Origin of the sequence: Collimonas rhizosphaerae, from assembly GCF_038896935.1 — a bacterium.
GTDB classification, from domain to species: domain Bacteria; phylum Pseudomonadota; class Gammaproteobacteria; order Burkholderiales; family Burkholderiaceae_D; genus Collimonas; species Collimonas rhizosphaerae.
Window position 1 is genome coordinate 43,614 of sequence record NZ_JBANDC010000016.1, and the last position, 22,910, is coordinate 66,523.

The window sequence follows — 22,910 nt, forward strand, 5'->3', positions numbered from 1 at the left end:
TCCGAAAATCGTTTACATTCGTAAAACACCCACCGAGTCATTCGCAGAGTTCATTCTCGATTTTAGTTTGCATCTGACTTCTAATCACAACAACACAGTGGAGTAGCCATGAGTAATAAAGGGCAATTGTTACAAGACCCGTTTTTGAACGCCTTGCGTAAAGAGCATGTTCCGGTTTCCATCTACCTGGTCAACGGCATCAAGCTCCAAGGCCATATCGAATCCTTCGATCAATACGTCGTTTTACTGCGTAATACCGTTACCCAAATGGTATACAAACACGCCATCTCAACCGTAGTTCCTGCACGCGCTGTCAATCTGAATCTTGAATCTGAAGCAGAATAACTATTTGCCATCGGCGAGGGCCGTAGCAGCAACTCAAAAAATCCTATGCGCGCAGCGCTAGTCGGAGTGGACTTCGGCAAAGGCGACTTTGCCGCAAGTCTCGAAGAACTGTCTTTGCTGGCCAAGTCTGCCGGCGCGGTGCCGCTCGTCACCATCACCGGCAAGCGCAGCAGTCCTGACGCCGCCTTGTTTGTCGGTTCAGGCAAGGCACAGGAAATAGCCGACGCCGTGTTTGACGATGAACTAGAAATAGTCATTTTCAATCATGCGTTGTCGCCAGCCCAGCAACGCAATCTCGAACGTGTACTGAAAGTAAGAGTGCTGGATCGCACCAGCCTGATACTTGACATCTTTGCCCAAAGAGCCAAAAGCCACGAAGGTAAAGTGCAGGTCGAGCTTGCGCAGCTGCAACATCTGGCGACGCGGCTGATCCGCGGCTGGACTCACTTGGAACGGCAAAAGGGTGGTATCGGCTTGCGCGGTCCGGGTGAAACCCAGCTGGAAACCGACCGCCGCTTGCTGGGCGACCGGGTCAAGGCCCTGCGCGCCAGGCTCGACAAGCTGCACCGGCAGCATGCAACGCAACGGCGCGCGCGCGGGCGCAGCGCCACTATTTCGATTTCGCTGGTGGGTTACACCAATGCCGGCAAATCAACCTTGTTCAACGCGCTGGCGAAGGCCGGCGTGTATGCGGCGGACCAGCTGTTCGCTACGCTGGATACGACTTCCAGGCGGGTTTACCTGGGCGAGGCGGGCAGTGTGGTGATTTCCGACACGGTCGGATTCATCCGCGAATTGCCGCATCAGCTGGTGGCGGCATTCCGGGCGACGCTGGAAGAGACCATCCATGCCGATTTGCTATTGCATGTGGTGGATGCGGCCAGTCCGGCGCGCATGGAGCAGATCGAACAGGTAAACCTGGTGCTGAAAGAAATCGGCGCCGACCATATTCCACAGATTCTGGTGTGGAACAAGATTGACGCGGCGGAACTGGAGCCGGCAGTCGAACGTGATGAGTATGATAAAATTCAGCGAGTTTTTGTTAGCGCGCAAAAGGGTCAAGGCCTGGATTTATTGCGGCAGGCTATCGCCGAATTCGTGACCGGCAACCGGACGTCCGGCGATCAGGCGGAAGACGATCAGGTGGCAGCGGCATATTCGATACCGGCCGTCGGAAATACGCAGCAGCTGTAACACCGTTCTAAAGTTTTGAAAGCAAGCGCCTCTAACGAGCATTCCAACCTATTTGTTTTATTTACTTAAAGATAACGATCGAATGCTTGGTACCTTATTCAAAAAACTTGGTGTTAAATTTTCGTTGAACGACCCGCAGTGGGGCCGGAATTCGCAAAATGACAACAAGCAAAATAACGATGGCAAAAAGCCAAACAACGGCCCTCCGGACCTGGACAAGCTGTGGCAGGATTTCAACCAGCGCCTGACGCGCCTGCTGGGCAATAAAAACGGCGGCGGCGATTCCGGTGGCGGCGGCTTCAATCCGGGCATGAAAGGCGCCGGCGTTGGAGTCGGCGCGATTGCAGCCGTGGTGGCCTTGCTGTGGCTGGCCAGCGGTTTCTTTACCGTGCAGGAAGGCCAGACCGGCGTTGTGATGACTTTCGGCAAGTACAGCCATTCGACCACTCCTGGTTTTAACTGGCGCTGGCCTTATCCGATCCAGAGCCATGAAATCGTCAACGTGTCCCAGGTGCGTACGGTCGAGGTCGGCTATCGCGCCAACGCCAAGAACAAGCAACCCAAAGAAGCCCTGATGCTGACCGATGACGAAAACATCATCGATATCCAGTTTGCCGTCCAATACACGCTGAAAAGCGCATCTGACTGGGTTTTCAACGTCCGCGATCCGGAAGAAACCGTGCGTCAGGTGGCGGAAACCTCGATTCGTGAAATCGTCGGCAAGAACAAGATGGATTTCGTTCTGTACGAAGGCCGGGAAAAAGTGGCGCTCGACACCAGCCAGCTGATGCAGCAGATCCTCGATCGCTACAAGGCCGGCGTGCAGATCACCAATGTCACGATGCAAGGCGTGCAGCCGCCGGAACAGGTGCAGGCCGCGTTTGACGATGCGGTGAAAGCAGGCCAGGACCGCGAGCGCCAGAAGAACGAAGGCCAGGCTTACGCCAACGACGTGATTCCGAAGGCGCGCGGCGCGGCATCGCGCTTGCTGCAGGAAGCGGAAGCGTACAGCGCCCGCGTCACGGCCAATGCCGAGGGTGATGCCTCGCGTTTCAAGCAGGTCCTGACCGAGTACCAGAAAGCGCCTGCCGTGACGCGGGACCGGATGTACCTGGATACCATGCAGCAGATTTTTGCGAATACGACCAAAGTCATGGTCGATGCCAAGAGTGGGAGCAATTTATTGTATTTGCCATTGGATAAGCTGATTTCACAATCGGTGGCTAACGCCGTGCCGGGCTCGGGCAGCACAGCGAGCAGCGCCGGCGCAGCGTCGCCGGGAATGAAGGACGGCGCCAGCACCGTGGAAACGCGGCCGCAGCCGGATGACCGTTCGCGTGACAGCCGCGACTCCCGCGATCGGGAGGGCCGATAATGAATCGCCTCATCTCCCTGCTGATATTCGTGTTCGCCGCGCTGTGGCTGGTATTTTCGACCATCTTCGTGGTCGATCAGCGCCAGTACGCGATCCTGTTCGCTTTTGGCGAAGTAAAACAGGTGATCAACCAGCCCGGCCTGCATTTCAAGTTGCCGCCGCCGTTCCAGAACGTGCTGTTTCTCGATAAACGGGTCCTGACCATCGATCCGCCGGATACAGACCGTTTTATTACCGCGGAAAAAATGAATATCCTGATCGACGCCTTTGTGAAATGGCGGATTACCGATCCGAAACTGTATTTCGTCAGTTTCGGCGGCGATGAAAAACGCGCCCAGGACCGCATGTCGCAAATCGTCAAAGCCGCTTTGAATGATGAAATCACCAAGCGCACCGTGCGTGAAGTGATTTCGGGCCAGCGCGGCAAGGTGATGGATTCGATTCGTCAAAAGGTGCAGGACGAATCCAAGCAGATCGGTGTCGAAATCATTGATGTACGCCTGAAGCGGGTCGATTACGTCGACCAGATCAATGCCTCGGTTTACGACCGCATGAAGTCCGAGCGCTTGCGGGTTGCCAATGAATTGCGTTCGACCGGTTCGGCCGATTCGGAAAAGATCCGTGCCGACGCCGACAAGCAGCGGACCGTGATCCTGGCGGAAGCCTATCGCGATGCGGAAAAGATGCGCGGTGAAGGCGATGCCAAGGCTTCGCAGATTTATGCCCAGGCGTTCGGCCAGAATCCCGAGTTCTACAAGTTCTATCGCAGCCTTGAAGCGTATCGTGCGAGCTTCAAGACCCGCCAGGACTTGATGGTGATTGATCCGAACTCGGAATTCTTTAAATATTTCCGTAGTCCGGCCGGCGGCGGAGCGGCAGCGCCTGCAAAGAAATAGATTTTTGCTGCAGGGCTAAAGTTGTCCGGGAATGGCGCCCTCGCTTGAGGCGCCATTCCTTATTTTCGACGGCCATATAACTGTGTTTGTTTTATTGGTAACCGAATCCCCAGCCTTTAGCCGGATTGATCCACAAAAGTAATTTTCCCTAGATTCATTTTTCCTATGCCAAATTGGCTTCTCCCTGAAAACATCGCCGACGTCTTGCCGTCCGAAGCGCGCAAGATCGAAGACCTGCGGCGCCTGATACTGGATAATTTCCGCCTGTACGGCTACGAGCTGGTCATGCCGCCCATGCTGGAATACCTGGAATCGCTGCTGGCCGGCGCCGGCCAGGATACCGACCTGCGCACCTTCAAGCTGGTCGACCAGCTGTCCGGCCGCACCCTCGGCATCCGCGCCGACATGACCACCCAGGTGGCGCGCATCGACGCCCATCTGCTGAACCGCGAATCGGTCACCCGGCTGTGTTATGTGGGTAGCGTCTTGCATACCCGCCAGATCGGCTTGCACGCCACCCGCGAGCCGTTGCAGATCGGCGCCGAAATCTACGGCCACCTGGGGCTGGAAGCCGATGCCGAGATCCAGGAACTGGCGCTGGCCACCCTGGCGCTGGCCGGGATCACCCAGGTGCGCCTGGATTTGTGCCATGTTGGCATCTTGCGCACGATTATCGGCGGCGACGATGCCGCCAAGCTGGACGAATCCGAGCTGGTTGCATTGCTGGAAGCCAAGGACCTGCCTGGTCTGCGCACTATCAGCGTCAGCTACAAGCCGGACACCCGGGCCGCCTTGCTGGCCTTGCCAGGTTTATATGGCGACGCCGGCGTTTTGCAGCAGGCGCGGCAGGCGCTGCCGGCACTGCCAGCCATCGCCAAGGCACTGGACGAACTGGAAACTTTGGCGGAAGCAGCCGGGAAAGATTGCGTTACCGTCGATTTAGCCGATTTACGCGGGTATCATTACGAAAGCGGGCTGATTTTCGCCGCCTACGTGCCGGGCCTGCCGAATGCGATACTGCGCGGCGGCCGCTACGACGTCGGCGCGGCGTTCGGCCGTTCGCGTCCCGCCACCGGCTTCTCGATGGATTTGCGAGAGCTGGCAAGACTGATTCCGGTAGCAACCCGCAAGCGCGCGATCCATGCGCCTTGGGGAATTGAAGCAGGTTTGAAGGAAAAGATCGTTGAATTGCGCAAGGCTGGGGAAGTTGTGATCCAGAGTCTGCCCGGCCATGAAAACGATCAAGACGAGTTCGATTGCGACCGCGCGGTTGTACTCGAAAATGGAAACTGGATTATCAAAAATTTGGACTAAGTGATGTTACAGAAAAGCACCGCAAAAAACGTCGTTGTGATTGGCACCCAATGGGGCGACGAAGGAAAAGGCAAGATCGTTGACTGGCTTACCGATCACGCACAGGCAGTCGTGCGTTTTCAGGGCGGCCATAACGCTGGCCATACATTGGTCATCGGCGGCCACAAGACGGCATTGCAGCTGATCCCGTCGGGCATCATGCGCCCCGGCGTCGCCTGCTACATCGGTAACGGCGTCGTGCTGTCGGTGCCCGACCTGCTGCGCGAGATCGACAAGCTGCAGGTGGCCGGGGTGGAAGTTGCATCGCGCCTGAAGATTTCGGAAGCATGCCCGATCATCCTGCCTTACCACACCGCACTCGATGCAGCGCGTGAAGCAGCGCGCGGCGACGCCAAGATCGGCACCACCGGCAAGGGCATCGGCCCAGCCTATGAAGACAAGGTCGCCCGCCGCGCGATCCGCGTGGCCGACCTGCTCAACGAGAAGCGTTTTGCGGAAAAGCTGGCGGCCAACCTGGAATACCACAACTTTGTCCTGACCAATTACCTCAAGGCGCCGGCTGTCGATTACCAGAAGACGCTGGACGACGCCCTGGCAACCGTGCCGCGCCTGCGGCCGATGGTGGCCGATGTCTCGAGCGACCTGTACGCTGCCTACAACAACGGCGCCAGCCTGTTGTTCGAAGGCGCGCAGGGCAGCCTGCTGGATGTCGACCACGGCACTTACCCATTCGTCACCTCGAGCAACTGCGTGGCCGGCAATGCCGCCGCCGGCAGCGGTGTCGGCCCTAACATGCTGCATTACATCCTGGGCATCACCAAGGCTTACACCACGCGCGTCGGCTCCGGCCCGTTCCCGTCGGAACTGCCGACCGACCAGGGCGTCGGCAAGCACCTGGCCAGCGTCGGCCACGAGTTCGGCACCGTCACCGGCCGCGCCCGCCGCTGCGGCTGGTTCGATGCCGCGCTGCTCAAGCGTTCGGTGCAGATCAACGGCGTGTCCGGCATGTGCCTGACCAAGCTGGACGTGCTGGACGGCCTGGAAACGCTGAAGCTGTGCACCGGCTACACGCTCAACGGCAAGACCGTCGACATCTTCCCGGTCGGCGCCGAAGACGCTGCGCTGTGCCAGCCGATCTACGAAGAAATGCCGGGCTGGAGCGAATCCACGGTCGGCGCCAAGTCGATGGACGCCTTGCCGGCCACGGCGCGTGCGTACATCAAGCGCATCGAAGAATTGGTAGGCGTGCCTATCGATATGGTTTCGACCGGCCCGGACCGTGAAGAAACCATCGTTTTACGCCATCCATTTAAATAAAAGCAATATGAACAAATCAGATGATAAAGACCTGTGGGTCTCGTGGGATGAATATCACCGCATAATTGAAAAACTGGTATTGAACGTGCACGCATCCGGCTGGCAGTTCGACCAGGTCTTGTGCCTGGCGCGCGGCGGCCTGCGTCCCGGCGACGTGTTTTCGCGCATTTTCGACGTGCCGCTGGCGATCCTGTCGACCAGTTCCTACCGCGAAGATGCCGGCACGGTGCGCAGCGAACTCGACATCGGCAAGCACATCACCATGAGCCGCGGCGCCTTGTCCGGCCGGGTGCTGGTGGTGGACGACCTGGTCGATTCCGGCGTGACGCTGGACAAGGTCCTGCATCACCTGAAGGAAAACTATGCGCCGGTGACCGAGGTCAAATCGGCAGTGATCTGGTGGAAGGCATGTTCGTCGCTGAAACCGGATTTCTACGTCGATTACCTGCCGACCAATCCATGGATCCACCAGCCGTTCGAGGAATACGACAGCCTGCGCCCGCACCAGCTGGAAGCCTGGAGCAAAAAAGGCGTATCGCGATAATCAAGCGCGCTGAACAAAAAGCCCCGTTGCTCATGCAACGGGGCTTTTTTACGCCTGTGCCGCCTATGCCTGTTGTCCCAGGCTGACCCAGCTGGCATCCTGCGCATGGCTGCGCAGCACCGCTTCGATGAATTCCATGCCTTGCACGCCATCCTCGACCGTGGTGAGGAAACGGCTATGGCTCGGAATGGGGCGGCCATCGTTGCGCGCGGCGATCTGCTGGGCTGCATCGACATAGAGCTGGGCAAACGCTTCCAGGTAGCCTTCCGGATGGCCGGCCGGGACCCGGGTGGCATGTTCCGCCGCCTGGCCCTGCACACGGCCGCGCGTGAGGCATTGCGCCTGGCCGCCTTGCGGCGTGAACCACAGCTGGTTCGGGTTCTCCTGGTCGAACGCCAGGCTGGCCTTGCTGCCGTACAGGCGCAGCCGCAGCGCATTCTCGCAGCCGGTGGCGACCTGGCTTGCCCACAGCGTGCCGCGGGCGCCGTTGGCGTAGCGCAGCATCACTTGCACATGGTCGTCGACCAGCCGGCCCGGCACAAAGGTATGCAGCTCGGCCAGCAGTTGCGTCGGGGTCGCGCCGCTGACGTATTGCGCCAGCTGATAAGCATGGCTGCCGACGTCGCCGAGGGTGCCCGCCGGGCCGTTGCGCGCCGGATCGGCGCGCCAGCCGAGCGCCGCCGGATCTTGCGTGCCGTCGTTGGCGGCGGCCGTCGCGGCGGGTATTTCGTCGGCCAGCCAATCCTGCGAATACTCCACTTGCAGCAGGCGCAATTCGCCGAGCGCGCCGGATTCGACCAGTTCCTTGGCATGGCGCACCATCGGGTAGCCGGTATACGTATGGGTCAGGGCGAACACCAGGTTCTTGCGTTGCGCCAGGGCTGCCAGCGCTTGCGCCTCTTGCAGGGAAACGGCGAGCGGCTTGTCGCAGATGACATGGATGCCGGCTTCCAGGAACGCGGTGGCGACCGGCGCGTGCAAGTAGTTTGGCGTGACGATCGCTACCACGTCGATGCCATCCGGGCGGGCGGCTTCGCGCCGCGCCATCTCGCGATAATCGGAATAGCTGCGGCTGCGGTCCAGGCGTATCGCGGCGGCGCTCGATGCCGCCCGCAGCGGGTTGCCGGACAGCGCTCCCGCCACCAGTTCGTAGTGATCGTCGAGCCGTGCAGCCATGCGGTGCACAGCACCGATGAAAGCGCCGTCGCCGCCGCCCACCATGCCCAGCCGCAAGCGCCGTGGCAGCCTGGTTTCCTGTTTGCCGTGATTGATTCCCATGTCTAGTCCAATCCTAATATTTGTGCAATCTGCGAGGCTGGCACCTGGGCGCCGGCAAAATCGTCGAAAGCGCGTTCGCTGACGCGGATGATATGGCTGCGGATGAATTCCGCGCCCTCGGCTGCGCCGTCTTCGGGATGCTTGAGCGCGCATTCCCATTCCAGCACCGCCCAGCCGGGAAAATCGTACTGCGCCATCTTGGAAAAGATGGCCTTGAAATCGACCTGGCCGTCGCCCAGCGAGCGGAAGCGTCCGGCCCGTTCCTGCCAGTCGGAAAATCCGCCGTAGACGCCTTGCCGGCCGCTGGGACGGAATTCCGCATCCTTGACGTGGAACGCCTTGATGCGCCGGTGGTAGATGTCGATGAAGGCCAGGTAGTCCAGCTGCTGCAGCAGGAAATGGCTGGGATCGTACAGGATGCTGGCGCGCGGATGGTGGTCGACCGCTTCCAGGAAACGTTCGAAAGTCACGCCGTCATGCAGGTCTTCGCCGGGATGCAGTTCATAACAAAGATCGACGCCGGCATCGTCGAAGGCGTCCAGCACCGGGCGCCAGCGCCGCGCCAGTTCGGCGAATGCGGTTTCCACCAGTCCTGCCGGACGTTGCGGCCAGGGATACAGGTAGGGCCAGGCCAGGGCACCGGAAAAAGTGACATGCGCGCGCAAGCCGAGCCGGCGCGAAGCGATGGCCGCGCAGTGCAGCTGGTCTTCGGCCCAGGCAGTGCGCGCCGCCGCGTCGCCGCGCAGCGCCGGCGGCGCGAAGCCGTCGAACAGCACGTCGTAGGCCGGATGGACCGCCAGCAGCTGGCCTTGCAGGTGGGTCGACAGTTCGCTGACCTGCAAGCCGTGCTGCGCCAGCATGCCGGCGATATCGTCGCAATACGCCTGGCTTTGCGCCGCCAGTTCAAGGTTGAACAGGCGCACGTCGGTAGGCAGCTGCAGGGCCTTGTAGCCCAGAGCGGATGCCCACCTGGCCATGTTTTCCAGGGTGTCGAACGGGGCCTTGCCGCCCATGTACTGGGCCAGAAACAGGGCCGGACCTAGTATCGTTTTCACGGTGCATTCCTTTCGTGCAAATCATGCAGGGCTGCGCCGCCGAAGCAGCGCGGCCCTGCTTTAAAACGGCGAATCGGGGAAATAAAACTGCTTGGCGTTCTGGTTGGTGATCAGGACCGAAGGGATGATGGTGGTCGCTGGCAGCTTCTCACCCTTGAGACGGGCTTCGGCGGTCATCTTGATGGCGTCGTAGATGAATTTCGGCGAATACGATACGTCTGCCTTGATCATCTTGTCGCCATCGATGATTTTCTTGACAGCACCCTTGGCGCCGGCGCCGCCGAAGATTTCCTTGATGTCGCTGCGCTTGGCCTGGTCGATGGCTTTCTGCACGCCGACCGCCATATCGTCATCGGCCGCCCAGACCGCGTCGATCTGGCGGAAGCGGGTCAGGTAGTCCTGCATGACCTTGAAGGCGTCGTCGCGGTTCCAGTTGCCGTATTTGGCGTCGAGGATCTTGATGTCAGGATGGGCTTTCATGACGGCGCTGAAGGCATCGAAACGTTCGTTATCCAGCGTGGTCGGGATGCCGCGCAGCACCACGATGTTGCCCTTGCCGTTCAGCTGCTTGGCCAGGTACTCGGCCGGCAGCTTGCCGAATGCCGTGTTGTCGCCGGCGACATAAGCGTCCTGGGCGGCGGTATTGGTCAGGCCGCGGTCAACCACCGTGACATACACACCCTTGCCCTTGACCTGCGCCACCGGCTGGGTGAGAGCCGCCGATTCCAGCGGGAAGATCACCAGGGCGTTGATCTTGTTGACGGTCAGCATGTCTTGCAGCTGGTTAGCCTGTTCCGATGCCGCAGCCGAGGTCTTGACGATGATCTTCAGGTCGGGATGGGCTTTTTCCAGTTCTTTCTTGGCTTCATTGGCCCACCACACGATGCCGGAAGTGAAACTGTGGGTGGCGGTCGGAATGGCGACGCCGAGCGTGACCTTTTCGGCGGCGCAGGCGGGCAGGGCGGCGCCATACGACAATGCGGCCAGTGCAGCGCCCGCCAGCAAGCCGCGGCTAAAAATACGATGGATCGAATGCATGGTATCTCCTCCAGGTGGTGGTGCCGCTATCGGCATCCGGTTTTGAAACTACAAACGACAAACAACAAGGCGCCGCCGGCAGGAACCCTCAATGCCGGCCGCGCTGGAAATAAGCTACTGCGATGATGACCACGCCTTGCACTGCCGCGTTCAGGTACACGCTGATGATGCTGGTCAGGTTAAGGATGTTGCTGATCACGGACAGCAGGATCGCTCCTACCACGGTGCCGACGATGCGGCCGGAACCGCCTTTGAGCGCGGTGCCGCCGACCACCACGGCGGCAATCGCTTCCAGCTCCCACAGCAGGCCGGTGGTGGGCGACGCCGAGCCCAGGCGCGGCACGTACAGCACGGTGGCGATGCCGACGCACACGCCCAGCAGCATATAAGTGCAGGTCTTGACGAAATCGACCCGGATGGCGGCGTAACGGGCTACCTGTTCGTTCGAGCCGATCGCTTGCACGTGGCGGCCGAACGCGGTGCGATTCAAGATCAGCGCACCGCCCAGCGCTACCGCCAGGAACACCCAGATCGGGATCGGCATGCCCAGCAGGTTGGTGTAGTAGACCGGGCTGTACAAATCCGACAGCTGGTTGTGCAGCGTCAGCGCGCCGCCGTCGGCCAGGTAGGTCAGCACCGAGCGGAAGATGCCCAGCGTTCCGAGCGTGACGATGAATGCTTCGATCTTGCCCTTGGTGATCAGCAAGCCGTGCAGGAAGCCGAAGGCCAGGCCGAGCAGCAGCGCCATCGCGATGCCGGTCACGACGATGGCCAGCGGTCCGAGGGCGCCTGCGCTCATCAGCATGTTCATGAAATAAATCATGCTGCCGGCGATCAGCGCCGCCATCGAACCGACCGAGAGGTCGATGCCGCCGGAGATGATGACAAACGTCATGCCAACCGCGATGATGCCGATGAAGGCGGTCCGGGTCAGCACGTTCATCAGGTTGTCGACGGTGGCGAAATCGCCGTTGAGCAAGGTGCCGGCGATGCACAGGCCGACCAGCCCGAGCACCGGGCCCAGCCCCTTCAGATGATTGAGGTACTGGAAGAACCGGGCGGATGCGCGAGAATCAACGGGTGCCGGTAGCATGGGAAATCAACTCCTCTTCGGTCAGCTGGTCGCTGGCCAGTGTGGTTTTTACAACGCCCGCGCGCATGACGGCGACGCGATGGCACAGGCCGATCAGTTCGATCAGTTCGGATGAAATGACGATCACCGCCCGGCCTTCGGCCGCCAGGCGCTGGATCAGGAAATAGATGTCGCGCTTGGCGCCGACGTCGACGCCGCGGGTCGGCTCATCCAGGATCACCACGCGCGGATCGGCGTGCAGGTATTTGGCCAGCGCCAGCTTTTGCTGGTTGCCGCCGGACAGCATGCGCGCCTTCACCTGCGGATTGCCGGTGCGGATATTGAAATCCTGGATGGCGCGGGCGAGCGCCTGTTTTTCAGCCTGCAGGTCGAGCAGGGGATGGCTGTAACGCTCCAGCGTCATCAGGGTCAGGTTTTCGCGCAGGCCGAGATCGACATGCAAGCCCTTGCCTTTGCGGTCTTCGCTCAGGTAAGTCAGGCCGTGCTGCATGGCTTGCCGCGGGCTGCGCAGGTCCAGCTGCTTGCCGCCGATGGCGATGCTGCCGCCGCTGCGCGGGCGCAGGCCGATCAGCGCTTCCATGGCTTCGGTGCGGCCGGCGCCTACCAGTCCGGCAAAACCCAGGATTTCGCCGGCGCGCACTTCAAAACCGAGGTCCGGGATCCAGCCCGGCACCGCCAGGTTTTCCACCTTGAGCAGGACCGGGGCATCCGCCGCCGGCGGCGTCTTGGGCGGGAACATGTCCGACACGTCGCGTCCCACCATCAGGTTCGCCATCTGGTGGCGGTCCAGGCTGGCGGTCGGTTCGCGGGTGATGAAACGGCCGTCGCGCATGATGATGACTTCATCCGTGTGGTGCTCGATTTCATCGAGCTTGTGCGAGATGTAGATGATGGTGACGCCTTGCTGCTTGAGCTGCGCCATCAGGGCAAACAGCCTTTGCGTCTCGCTCGATGTCAGCGTTGCGCTGGGCTCGTCCATGATCAGCAGGCGCGCCTTGCGCGACAATGCCTTGGCAATTTCCACCAGCTGTTTCTCGGCGACGATCAGGGCGCTGACCTTGGTGTCAGGGCTCAAGTCCAGCCCCACCTGGGCCAGGCAGGCTGCGGCTTCGCTGCGCATGGCGGCGTCATCCAGCAGCCAGCCCTTGTGTTTTTCATGGCCGAGGAAAATGTTCTGGGCGATGGTCAGGTGCTCGGCCAGGTTGAATTCCTGGTGGATCAGGACGATACCGCATGCCTCGGCCTGGCGCGAACCGGTGAAATGGCGGCTCTGGCCGTCGATGAGCAGTTCGCCTTCGGTGATGTTTTCATAACCGGCCAGTATCTTCATCAAGGTCGATTTGCCGGCGCCGTTTTCGCCCAGCAAACCGTAGACCCGGCCCAGTTCCACGTCGAAACTGACGCCATGCAGCACCCGCACCGCGCCAAAATCCTTGCGGATATTCTCGAAGCGGACGGCGACGCTCATGGTCAGCTGCTTTCTCTCTGGACCAGCTGGTGGGGCAGCAGCACGCCTTGCACGGTCGCCTCCGGATCAGCCAGCCGCCGCAGCAACAGCTGCGCCGCGGTTTCGCCGAGGGCGCGCATGGGCTGGGCGATGGTGGTCAGCGCCGGCCAGGTCTGCGCGGCGATGGCGATGTCGTCGAAACCCACCACGGCGACTTCCTCCGGCACCCGTTTGTTCAACTGGCGCAGGGCGCTCAGGGCGCCGATGGCCAGCGTGTCCGATACGGCGAATACGGCGGTGGGCGCGTCCGGCTGCGCCATCATCTGCAAGGTGGCGTGTTTGCCGGCTTCATAGTCCAGGCTGTCAACCTGGCGCCGCCATTGCGGGCGCGCCTGCAGTCCGGCGGACTGCAGGGCGTCAAGGTAGCCGCGCTGGCGCTCGCGCGCGTAGCGATAGCGCTGGTCCGAGTTGACCAGGCCGATCCGGGTATGGCCGCGGGTTATCAGGTGGCGCACGGCGTCGCCGGCGGCGCGGTAGTTGTCGACGCCCACATACGGCACGGCGATGCCGGGATCGAATTCGCAGCAGGCGACCCATGGCAGGACATTCGATTCGTTGGCCAGGGCGTGCTGTACGGTGTCGGGATCGAGGCAGATTGCGCCGTCGGCGCGGTGCGTGCGCAACAGGTCGAAGTAGGCGCTCTCGCGTCCGGCTTCGGCGCCGGTATCGCACAGCATGACGAAATAACCGTGCTCGCGCGCCACGCTGTCGATGCCGCGCACGATCTCCGAATAAAACGGATTGCCGACGTCCGGCACCATGGTCAGCAGCAGGCGGCTGGCGGCGGTGCGCAGGTTGCGCGCCAGGTGGTTCAGGCGGTAGCCCAGCGCCGTCACGGAGGCCATGACCTTGTCGCGGGTCCCTGGCCGTACGCCATCCATGTCGTTCATGACGCGTGATACGGTAGCCACCGATACGCCGGCATGCAGCGCGACAGCGGAGATCGAGGCGGACGTGGATTTAGGCGGCATGCGAGGAATTTGTTTGCTGTGGCCAATTTAAATGTAATCGATTACATTTGATTTATACGTGCTCGCTGCATGGCTGGCAAGGTGAATCCATGCTGTGATGCAACATCAAAACTGGATAGGGAAAGGGCAAGGAGAGGGAGAATTCAAGCGCAAGAAAGGGTTCAGAAAATAACCGAAACCGGGGTATCACCGTGGTCAAACAAAAAAGGATATGTCTATGAGCAGCATTGCAAGCAACAGCAGCACCGTCGCAACGCCTTTCGAACAGCACCCGCAGACCTGGCGCGCAGTCATTTCGTCGTCCATCGGCAATGCCCTGGAATGGTTCGATGTCTTGCTGTACAGCGCCATGGCGGTCACCATCGCCAAGCTGTTTTTCCCGACCTCGAACCAGACCGTCTCGCTGCTGATTACCTTTGCCACCTTCGGCGTCTCGTTTTTCATGCGGCCGCTGGGAGCGGTCGTCATCGGCGCCTATTCCGACCGGGTCGGCCGCAAGGCGGCCTTGACGCTGTCGATCCTGCTGATGATGATCGGCACCTTGCTGATCGCCATCATGCCGACCTACGCGCAGATCGGCCTGTGGGCGCCGGCCGGCATCGTGCTGGCGCGCTTGCTGCAAGGCTTTTCCGCCGGCGGCGAATTCGGCAGCTCGACCGCTTTCCTGGTGGAGCATGCGCCGCACCGGCGCGGATTCTTTTCCAGCTGGCAGGTCGCCAGCCAGGGCCTGAGCATCGTGCTGGCGGCGCTGGCGGGTGCGCTGCTGTCGTCGCAGCTCTCCACCGAGCAGCTGGAATCGTGGGGCTGGCGCTTGCCGTTTTTCTTTGGCCTGCTGATCGGGCCGGCCGGCTATTACATCCGCAAGAACCTGGAAGAGTCGCCTGAGTTCGCCCAGGCCGACGCAACCCGTACGCCGCTGCGCGACATCATGGCGAGCCAGAAGATGCGCCTGCTGATCGGTTCCGGCAGCGTCATCATGGCTACCGTGTCGGTCTACCTGGTGGTGTACATGCCGACCTATGCGGTCAAGCAGCTGGGCATGACTTCGACCGCCTCGTTCAGCGCCACCATCCTGGCCGGCCTGATCATGCTGCTGTTTTCGCCGGTGGTCGGCCAGTTGTCCGATAAATATGGCCGCACCCCGTTCATGCTGGGCAGCAGCGTGCTGTTCGTGCTGCTGACTTACCCCCTGTTTTCCTGGCTGTCGCTCAACCCGAGCTTTTTCAACCTGCTGCTGGTGCAAGGCGTCATCGGCTTGCTGATGACTATGTATTTCGCTTCGATGCCGGCGCTGCTGTCTGACATTTTTCCTGTTCAGACCCGTGGCACCGGCATGTCCCTGAGCTACAACATCGCGGTGATGATTTTCGGCGGTTTTGCAGGCATGACGATTACCTGGCTGATTGCGGTTACAGAGAACAAGCTGGCGGTGACCTTTTACGTGATCGGCGGGGCATTGCTGAGCGTGCTCGCCACGCTTGCCGCGCGTTACAAGCTGCGCTTGCGTTAAGCGCTGGAAATGCATGGCAGTCAAGGTGGCTTGCCTGTCATGCAAAAAATATTCGATTAAAAAATTAAACGAAAAATTGTTTCTATTTTTAAGAATCGTGCCTACAATGGCAGAAAGCGGCAACCAGACCAAAATACAAACATAGACTCGGAGATGAACCATGATGAACGTTGCGGTGTTCGGCGCCGGCCGTATCGGCAAGATCCATGCGGGCAACCTGGTGCTGCAGCCGGGCGCCAGGCTGAAATATGTGAGCGACGTCAACCTCCAGGCGGCGCAGGAACTGGCGGCGCAGCATGGCGCGCAAGTGGCGGATATCGATAGCGTCCTGGCCGATCCCGGCATCGGCGCGGTGCTGATCGCTTCCAGCACCGACACCCACGCAGAGCTGATCATGCGGGCGGCGGCGGCAGGCAAGGCGATTTTTTGCGAAAAGCCGGTCGACCTGACGCTGGAGCGCGCCAAGGCATGCGCGCGCGCGGTGGCGGACGCCGGCGTGACTTGCATGATCGGTTTCCAGCGCCGCTTCGATCCGACATTCCATGCGCTGAAGACGCGCCTGGCGGCAGGGGAAATCGGCGATCCGGAAATGCTGATCGTCACCAGCCGCGATCCTGGCGCGCCGCCGGTGTCGTATATCAAGAGCTCGGGCGGCATATTCAAGGACATGCTGATCCACGATTTCGACATTTTCCGCTGGATACTGGATGACGAGGCTGTCAGCATCTCGGCCACCGGCAGTTGCCTGACCGACCCGGCGATCGCCGAAGCCGGCGACATCGATTGCACCGCGGTTACCATCCGCAGCCGCCGCGGCCGCCTGTGCCAGATCAATACCAGCCGCCGCGCCGCCTATGGCTACGACCAGCGTTTCGAAGTGCTGGGCAGCAAAGGCATGCTGCAGGCCGGCAATCACAAGCCGACCGAAGTGATCGCCGCCACCGGGCACAGCGTCAGCCAGGACAAGCCGGAACATTTTTTCCTGGAGCGCTATCGCGCTGCCTATGCCAGCGAGATCGCCCATTTCTTTGATGCGGTGGTCAACCAGGTCGCCGTGCGCACCACGATAGAAGACGGTGTCAAGGCGCTGGAACTGGCTGAGGCGGCAACCTTGTCGTGGCGTGAAAACCGTACCATCGAGCTGGCCAAATGAGCCGGGCGCGGACACTGAAAGTTGGCATCGTCGGCCTTGGCAGGCTAGGGCGGCGCCATGCGGAAAACCTGATGTCGCGGGTGGCCGGCGCTGAGCTGGTCGCGGCTTGCAGTCCCTTGCCGGCGGAACTCGAATGGGCGCGCGACACGCTGCAGGTGCCGCACCTGTATGCCGATTACGGAGCCTTGCTGGCGCATGACGGGCTGGATGCGGTGTTCCTGGTGACGCCGACATCCTTGCACCCGCAGCAGATCATCCAAGCCTTGCAAGCCGGCAAACACGTGTTTTGCGAAAAACCCTTGTCGCTGGACCTGGAAGATTGCCGCCGGGTCAGCGCCGAGGCGGCACGCCATCCGCAGCTGAAGGTGATGATCGGCTTTGTGCGCCGGTTCGACGCCAGCTACCAGGATGCGTACAAGAAAATCCAGCAGGGCGCCATCGGTGCGCCGTTCATGGTGTATTCGCAGACTTGCGACCAGTACGATCCGGATGGGTTTTTCGTCAAATTCGCCGCCACCAGCGGCGGCATCTTCCTCGATTGCAGCGTGCACGATATCGACCTGGCGCGCTGGCTGCTCGGCAACCCGCGGGCGGTCCGGGTCTACGCCGGCGGCACCCGCGCCATCCACCAGGATCTGCAGCAGTTCCAGGACGTCGATAACGGCGTCGCCATTTGCGAGTTCGATAATGGCAAGATTGCCACCTTTTACGCCTCGCGCACGATGGCGCACGGACACGACACCATGACGGAAATCACGGGGACGGCGGGACGCCTGACAGTGGGCAGCAATCCGCGCAAGAACCGCGTGGAGATTGCCGATGTCCATGGCGTCCGCAACGAATGCCTGCCCAGTTTCTTCGAGCGTTTTGAGGATGCCTTCCTGACCGAGGTCAGCACGTTCGTCGATGCGATACGCCGGGAGCAAAAGCTGGAGCTCACCCTGGATGACGCTACCGAGGCAACCCGGATCGGTATTGCCTTGCGCGAGTCATTGCTGTCCGGGCAAGCGGTCCTGCTGTAACTGCCTTTGCGCCGGGGGCGGCTGGCTAGCCCCCGATTGCCGTAAACGCAGCATCCGAGCAGGCAGTGTCCTCGCCGATTTTCCGCCACTTTGCGGTTTCTTCATCCATGTAGGCGCGTTTTTGCTCCCACAATCCGTAAGCATCCGCTCCTAGCAGGATGCGTAACGGCGGCTCGCTGCTTTCGACCACCTTGATCATGACCTGGGCCGCCTTGCGCGGATCGCCCAGCTGCTTGCCGTTGACGCCGTCGAGATAGCTGCGGATGGGTTCAATCACAGGTTGGTAGTCAGGAATGTCTGTCTCCGGCCGCACGTTGGCCTGGCCGGCGAATTCGGTGCGGAATGCGCCAGGTTCGATGATGCTGACGCGGATCCCGAGCGGCTTGAGTTCATCGTGCAAAGCCTCTGAATAGCCTTCCAGCGCGAACTTGGCAGCACCGTAAAGCGCAAATCCGCCGACATTGACGCGCCCGCCGATGCTGGAAACGTTGAGGATGTGGCCGCTTTTCCTGGCGCGCATGCCCGGCAATACGGCGCGGATCATTTCAGCGCAGGCGATGAAGTTGATTTCCATCTGCTCGCGCAGCTGCGCCGAGGAAAATTCTTCCGCCGCACCCAAGCTGCCGCGGCCGGCATTGTTGACTAAAACATCAATTTTTCCAAAGCGCTGGATGGCCGCCTGGAGCGCCGCCTGCCGATCATTTTCACTGGTGACGTCCAGGCGCGCGGCCAGCGCCGTGTCCGGATATTGTTGCGCCAGGTCGGCGTTGGCCTCGGTTCTGCGCGCAGCCAATACGGCCTTGTCGCCGCGGCTGAGAACCGCTTCCGCAAGTGCGCGTCCCAGGCCGCTGCTGCTGCCGGTGATGAAGTAAACTTTACTCATTGCATGTTCTCCTCAGGTCAGGAAAGTCCTGCGCAACATCGTGCGCAATTGGCAAGGCGGGAAGTATTACTGGAATTACTGAAGCATGGCTTGCCGCTGCATCAATCCGTGCTGCGGATCACAGCGGCAAGAGCGCTATTCTAGCGCCGCAAGGGACGCCGTGCATTACTACTCATCATAACCGTCGATGGCGCCGGTCTCTTCTACATTCAGTTCCAGGCGATATGCCAGTGCGATGAACAACGCCTGGCACAGGCACATCGCATTGGTCAGCGAACGGAAGGCGAAGGCGCTGCCTTCTTTCACCGTCAGCAAGACAGATGCGTGCCGCGCCAGCGGACTCAGCTGGCTGTCGGTGATGACCAGCGACTTGGCCTGGTGGTGGTGCGCCAGCCGCACGCAAGCCTGGGTTTCCTTGCCGTAAGGAGTAAAGCTGATCGCGATCACGACGTCGTTCTTGCCGATGCTGCGGATCTGCTCGCGGATCATGCCGCCGAGGCCGGACAGCAGGTGCACGCGCTTGTTGGTGTGCTGCAGGGCGTACACGATGTAGCTGGCGATGGGGAAGGAGCGGCGCACGCCGATCACGTAGATGTTGTCGGCCTTCTGCAGCAGCTTGACCGCGGCGTCGAACTGCACGTCGTCCATGCCGTTCAACAGCTCGTCCAGGCCGCTGCGGCTGGCGGCGATGAATTCGCGCGCCATCGAGCCGCCGGTGAGCGGGGTCGGCTTGGCGTCGATCAGCTTGCGTATCCGCTGCTGGTAGTTTTGAGACGGTATCGCCTGCGCCGTATAGGCGTCGCGAAACACCGCCTGCATCTCGCTGAAGCCGCTGAAGCCGAACTGCTTGGCAAAGCGCACGATGGCGGACGGCTGCACATCGCAATGCTCGGCGATGTCGCTGATCCGTTCCAGCATCAGGCTGCTGCGATGCTGTTCCACATAGGTGGCGATAATCTTCAGCTGGCGCGAAAGCGTTGCGTATTGTTCGGCGATTTGCAGCATCAGCTGGTCGACAGTCGGCGTATCTGCCATGGTGTTCTTTCTGGTTTATGTCGTGAAGCAATTATAAAGAAAATCTGGCAAGTGAAAATAAAATTCTAATTTAAATTTAATTGAAAAAAACGTTGCATATTGCACCTGCTTGTTCTATTGTTTAATACCGATGACGCTGTCGGATCCGGGCGATCAGCCTAAAGGGTAGTGAACAAAACAACAACGGAGACAACTATGCAACGACTCAGATGCAAGGGCCTGGCCAGGGCCCTGATGGTGACGGCGCTGGCGATGAGCTTTGGCGCCATGAACCCCAGTTATGCCGCAAATGAAAAATTCGTCCTGATCAGCCATGCGCCGGACTCCGATTCCTGGTGGAACACCATCAAGAACGCCATCAAGCAGGCCGGCGAAGATTTTAACGTCACGGTCGATTACCGCAATCCGCCGAACGGCGACCTGGCCGACATGTCGCGCCTGATCGAACAGGCGGCGGCCCGCCACTACGATGGCGTGATCGCCAGCATTGCCGATTTCAGCGTGCTGAAAAAAGCCATGGAAAACGTCACGGCCAAGAAGATCCCGCTGGTCACCATCAATTCCGGCACCCAGCAGCAAAGTGAAGAATTGGGCGCGGTGATGCACGTCGGCCAGCCGGAATACGATGCAGGCAAGGGCGCCGGGGAAAAAGCCAAGGCAGCCGGCATCAAATCTTTCCTGTGCGTCAACCATTACGCCACTAATCCATCCTCGTTTGAACGCTGCCGCGGTTTTGCCGAAGCCATCGGCGCCGACTATAAAAAATCGACGCTGGACGCAGGCCAGGACCCGACCGGCATAGAGAGCAAGGTCAGCGCCTACCTGCGCAACAATCCCGGCACCCAGGCAGTGCTGGCGCTCGGCCCGGATTCAGCCTCGCCAAGCTTGCGCGCGCTGCAAAAGATGGGCTTGAAAGGCAAGATGTGGTTCGCCACCTTCGACCTCTCCGAAGAAGTCGCCAAGGGCATCAAGGACGGTTCGGTGCAGTTTGCGATTGACCAGCAGCCCTACCTGCAAGGTTATATCCCGGTCGCCGTGCTGGCCATCATGACGCAAAACAAGACCACCGACGTCGCCACCATCCAGGCCAAGCTGAAAGCCAATCCGAAATTCCAGGCACGGCTGGCCGAATATGGCCTGGCGCCGCTCTACGGACCGCGCCACATCAGTTCCGGTCCAGGCTACATCACCAAGGACAATCTCGACAAAGTGTTGAAATACGCCGGCCAGTATCGCTGATCGGGGGCTTGTCTTACACGGCTGCCCGTAACGGCGACGGCACGGGCAGCCAGGCGGAAACCCAGGGGGACGATGCACCCCGGGCCTTGTTTCGTCCGTAGCATCTCGCCATACCCCAACCGGGCGGTCCGACACGCGGCTAACGCGGTTAAGTTCGCGGTTAAGTTAATACATGCAGGAGAGACAACCATGAATTCAAGCAGTGCGCACGCTGACAAGCTAGGCGCGGACGGCAGCGGCCCGGCGCAGCAGAAGAGCGCGCCAAAAGACGAACGGGTGCGCCAGGAAGGCTCCTTGAAGCGCTTCCTCGGACGGCCGGAATTCGCCTCGCTGGCAGGCGCTATCCTGGTCTTTATCGTATTCGGTTTTGCCGCCGGCGATTCCGGCATGTTCAACCTGGACGGGGTGGTCAACTGGATGCAGGTGGCAGCCTACCTGGGCCTGATTTCGATCGGCGCCTGCGTGCTGATGATCGCCGGCGAGTTCGACCTGTCGATCGGTTCGATGATCGGCTTTGCCGGCATGATGGTGGCGATTCCCACTGTCTATTTCCACTGGCCGTTCTGGCTGGCGGTCATGTTTGCCTTCGCCGGCTCGATGGCACTGGGCTGGCTCAACGGCTACCTGGTAGTCAAGACCCGGCTGCCTTCCTTCATCGTCACGCTGGCGTTCATGTTCATCCTGCGCGGCCTGACGCTGGCGCTGTCGATCATGTTCGCCAACCGCACCATTGTCAGCGGCGTCGGCGACCTGGCGGCCAACGACTGGCTGGGCAGCTGGCTGTTCACCGGCAATCTCGGCAGCGGGCTGTTCCACTGGATGGCCAGCCATGGCTGGATCGCCACCATGAGCAACGGCCAGCCGTTGGTTGCGGGCATTCCCAAGGTCATCGCCTGGTGGCTGGTACTGGCGCTTGGGGCCAGCTTTGTCCTGGCGCGCACTCGTTTCGGCAACTGGATCTTCGCTGTCGGCGGCGACGCCAACGCCGCCAAGAATGTCGGCGTGCCGGTGAAGCGGGTCAAGACGTCGCTGTTTGTGTTTACCGCCTTCTGCGCCTGCCTGTTTGCCGTGCTGCAGGTGGCCGACGTCGGCTCGGCGGCGGCCGACCGCGGCCTGCAAAAGGAATTCGAAGCGATCATTGCTGCCGTGATCGGCGGCGCCTTGCTGACCGGCGGTTACGGTTCGGTGATCGGCGCCTGCTTCGGCGCCCTGATTTTCGGCGTGGTGCAGATCGGCATCACCTATACCAATCTCAATTCCGACTGGTTCCGGGTGTTCCTCGGCGTGATGCTGCTGGTAGCGGTATTGTTCAACAACTATGTCCGTCGCCGCGTGACGGAGGCGAGGTAATCATGAGCGATACCATTTTAGCCCTGGAAAATGTCAGCAAGTATTTCGGTTCGGTGATTGCCCTGCAAAATGTCACATTGCGCCTGAAAAAAGGCGAGGTGCATTGCCTGCTGGGCGACAACGGCGCCGGCAAGTCGACCTTGATCAAGACGCTGGCGGGCGTGCACAAGCCCTCCGAAGGAGAATACCTGGTGGATGGCAAGCCGGTCTCTTTCAACTCGCCGAAAGAGGCGCTGGATGTCGGCGTGGCGACCGTGTACCAGGATCTGGCGCTGGTGCCGCTGCTGTCGGTGGCGCGTAATTTCTTCATGGGGCGCGAGCCGACCAAGAAAGTGTTCGGCATCACCGTCATGGATATCAACTACGCGGCCGAGACGGCGCGCGAAAAGCTGGCTGAAATGGGCATCATGGTGCGCGATCCGCATCATGCGATAGGCACCATGTCGGGCGGCGAAAAGCAATGCCTGGCGATTGCCCGCGCGATTCATTTCGGCGCCCGCGTCCTGATCCTGGACGAACCGACCGCGGCGCTCGGCGTGAAGCAGTCGTTCAATGTGCTCAAGCTGATCCACAAGGCGCGCGAACGCGGCATTTCGGTGATTTTCATTACCCACAATGTGCATCACGCCTATCCGATCGGAGATTCCTTCACCTTGCTCAACCGCGGCAAATCGATGGGCACCTTCACCAAGGACAACGTCACCAAGGATGAAGTCCTGGACATGATGGCGGGCGGCGCGGAAATGCAGACGCTGATGAATCAGTTGGAAGGCATACAGGTTTAAAGGAAG

The 22,910-nt window shown here is 60.6% G+C and carries 21 protein-coding genes; 13 read left to right on the forward strand and 8 right to left on the reverse strand.

Features of this window, described 5'->3' with window-relative positions:
- The first annotated feature begins 108 nt into the window (after positions 1-108).
- The 7 genes from hfq (at position 109) to V8G57_RS19875 (ending at position 6,985) form a co-directional block, all read left to right on the forward strand.
- Entirely contained in the window at positions 109-345 is a 237-nt protein-coding gene (hfq, locus tag V8G57_RS19845) for an RNA chaperone Hfq (RefSeq protein WP_019141241.1), read from the forward strand.
- A 45-nt stretch (positions 346-390) separates the two neighbouring features.
- Positions 391-1,539 (forward strand): GTPase HflX, encoded by a 1,149-nt coding sequence (gene hflX / locus V8G57_RS19850; RefSeq protein ID WP_092392429.1) that lies wholly within the window; start codon positions 391-393, stop codon positions 1,537-1,539.
- 82 nt (positions 1,540-1,621) lie between these two features.
- Complete coding sequence (hflK, locus tag V8G57_RS19855; RefSeq protein ID WP_092392431.1) at positions 1,622-2,914, forward strand: FtsH protease activity modulator HflK; 1,293 nt, start codon at positions 1,622-1,624, stop codon at positions 2,912-2,914.
- Positions 2,914-3,810 carry a protease modulator HflC gene (hflC, locus tag V8G57_RS19860; RefSeq protein ID WP_342830808.1) on the forward strand — a complete coding sequence of 299 codons (897 nt, stop codon included), beginning with the start codon at positions 2,914-2,916 and terminating at the stop codon, positions 3,808-3,810. The genes hflK and hflC overlap by 1 nt, the downstream gene beginning before the upstream one ends.
- Positions 3,811-3,975: 165 nt before the next feature.
- Positions 3,976-5,124: an ATP phosphoribosyltransferase regulatory subunit gene (locus V8G57_RS19865; protein ID WP_092392435.1), complete on the forward strand. Its 1,149-nt coding sequence runs from the start codon at positions 3,976-3,978 to the stop codon at positions 5,122-5,124.
- Positions 5,125-5,127: 3 nt separating this feature from the next.
- Positions 5,128-6,441: an adenylosuccinate synthase gene (locus V8G57_RS19870; RefSeq protein WP_092392437.1), complete on the forward strand. Its 1,314-nt coding sequence runs from the start codon at positions 5,128-5,130 to the stop codon at positions 6,439-6,441.
- Positions 6,442-6,448: 7 nt separating this feature from the next.
- A complete protein-coding gene (locus tag V8G57_RS19875) occupies positions 6,449-6,985 on the forward strand; it encodes a phosphoribosyltransferase (protein ID WP_014005912.1) in 537 nt (178 codons plus the stop codon).
- A gap of 63 nt (positions 6,986-7,048) precedes the next feature.
- Here the strand turns inward: V8G57_RS19875 and V8G57_RS19880 are convergent, their stop codons facing one another.
- From V8G57_RS19880 to V8G57_RS19905, 6 genes are all read right to left on the reverse strand, one after another.
- On the reverse strand, positions 7,049-8,263 hold the full coding sequence (locus tag V8G57_RS19880) for a Gfo/Idh/MocA family protein (protein WP_342830812.1): 1,215 nt from the start codon (positions 8,261-8,263) through the stop codon (positions 7,049-7,051).
- Positions 8,264-8,265: 2 nt separating this feature from the next.
- Positions 8,266-9,318: a sugar phosphate isomerase/epimerase family protein gene (locus V8G57_RS19885; protein ID WP_092392441.1), complete on the reverse strand. Its 1,053-nt coding sequence runs from the start codon at positions 9,316-9,318 to the stop codon at positions 8,266-8,268.
- A gap of 60 nt (positions 9,319-9,378) precedes the next feature.
- Complete coding sequence (locus V8G57_RS19890; protein WP_342830815.1) at positions 9,379-10,356, reverse strand: substrate-binding domain-containing protein; 978 nt, start codon at positions 10,354-10,356, stop codon at positions 9,379-9,381.
- An 88-nt stretch (positions 10,357-10,444) separates the two neighbouring features.
- Positions 10,445-11,449 carry an ABC transporter permease gene (locus tag V8G57_RS19895; RefSeq protein WP_342830817.1) on the reverse strand — a complete coding sequence of 335 codons (1,005 nt, stop codon included), beginning with the start codon at positions 11,447-11,449 and terminating at the stop codon, positions 10,445-10,447.
- Positions 11,430-12,917 carry a sugar ABC transporter ATP-binding protein gene (locus V8G57_RS19900; RefSeq protein WP_342830818.1) on the reverse strand — a complete coding sequence of 496 codons (1,488 nt, stop codon included), beginning with the start codon at positions 12,915-12,917 and terminating at the stop codon, positions 11,430-11,432. The genes V8G57_RS19895 and V8G57_RS19900 overlap by 20 nt, the downstream gene beginning before the upstream one ends.
- Positions 12,918-12,919: 2 nt before the next feature.
- Entirely contained in the window at positions 12,920-13,927 is a 1,008-nt protein-coding gene (locus tag V8G57_RS19905) for a LacI family DNA-binding transcriptional regulator (protein ID WP_092392447.1), read from the reverse strand.
- 217 nt (positions 13,928-14,144) lie between these two features.
- Between V8G57_RS19905 and V8G57_RS19910 the strand changes: the two genes are divergently transcribed.
- The 3 genes from V8G57_RS19910 (at position 14,145) to V8G57_RS19920 (ending at position 17,612) form a co-directional block, all read left to right on the forward strand.
- A complete protein-coding gene (locus V8G57_RS19910) occupies positions 14,145-15,437 on the forward strand; it encodes an MFS transporter (RefSeq protein WP_342830819.1) in 1,293 nt (430 codons plus the stop codon).
- A gap of 160 nt (positions 15,438-15,597) precedes the next feature.
- Positions 15,598-16,590, forward strand: a complete 993-nt coding sequence (gene iolG / locus V8G57_RS19915; protein WP_342830820.1) for an inositol 2-dehydrogenase — start codon at positions 15,598-15,600, stop codon at positions 16,588-16,590.
- Positions 16,587-17,612, forward strand: coding sequence for a Gfo/Idh/MocA family oxidoreductase (locus V8G57_RS19920; RefSeq protein WP_342830822.1), 1,026 nt, complete (start codon positions 16,587-16,589; stop codon positions 17,610-17,612). The genes iolG and V8G57_RS19920 overlap by 4 nt, the downstream gene beginning before the upstream one ends.
- A gap of 25 nt (positions 17,613-17,637) precedes the next feature.
- Here the strand turns inward: V8G57_RS19920 and V8G57_RS19925 are convergent, their stop codons facing one another.
- A complete protein-coding gene (locus V8G57_RS19925; protein WP_092392455.1) occupies positions 17,638-18,495 on the reverse strand; it encodes an oxidoreductase in 858 nt (285 codons plus the stop codon).
- Positions 18,496-18,663: 168 nt separating this feature from the next.
- On the reverse strand, positions 18,664-19,530 hold the full coding sequence (locus V8G57_RS19930) for a MurR/RpiR family transcriptional regulator (RefSeq protein ID WP_092392457.1): 867 nt from the start codon (positions 19,528-19,530) through the stop codon (positions 18,664-18,666).
- Positions 19,531-19,725: 195 nt separating this feature from the next.
- Between V8G57_RS19930 and V8G57_RS19935 the strand changes: the two genes are divergently transcribed.
- The 3 genes from V8G57_RS19935 (at position 19,726) to V8G57_RS19945 (ending at position 22,904) form a co-directional block, all read left to right on the forward strand.
- Entirely contained in the window at positions 19,726-20,769 is a 1,044-nt protein-coding gene (locus tag V8G57_RS19935; RefSeq protein ID WP_144742439.1) for a substrate-binding domain-containing protein, read from the forward strand.
- 189 nt (positions 20,770-20,958) lie between these two features.
- Complete coding sequence (locus tag V8G57_RS19940; RefSeq protein ID WP_254784858.1) at positions 20,959-22,119, forward strand: ABC transporter permease; 1,161 nt, start codon at positions 20,959-20,961, stop codon at positions 22,117-22,119.
- A gap of 2 nt (positions 22,120-22,121) precedes the next feature.
- Positions 22,122-22,904 (forward strand): ATP-binding cassette domain-containing protein, encoded by a 783-nt coding sequence (locus V8G57_RS19945; RefSeq protein WP_342830824.1) that lies wholly within the window; start codon positions 22,122-22,124, stop codon positions 22,902-22,904.
- Positions 22,905-22,910 lie beyond the last annotated feature (6 nt).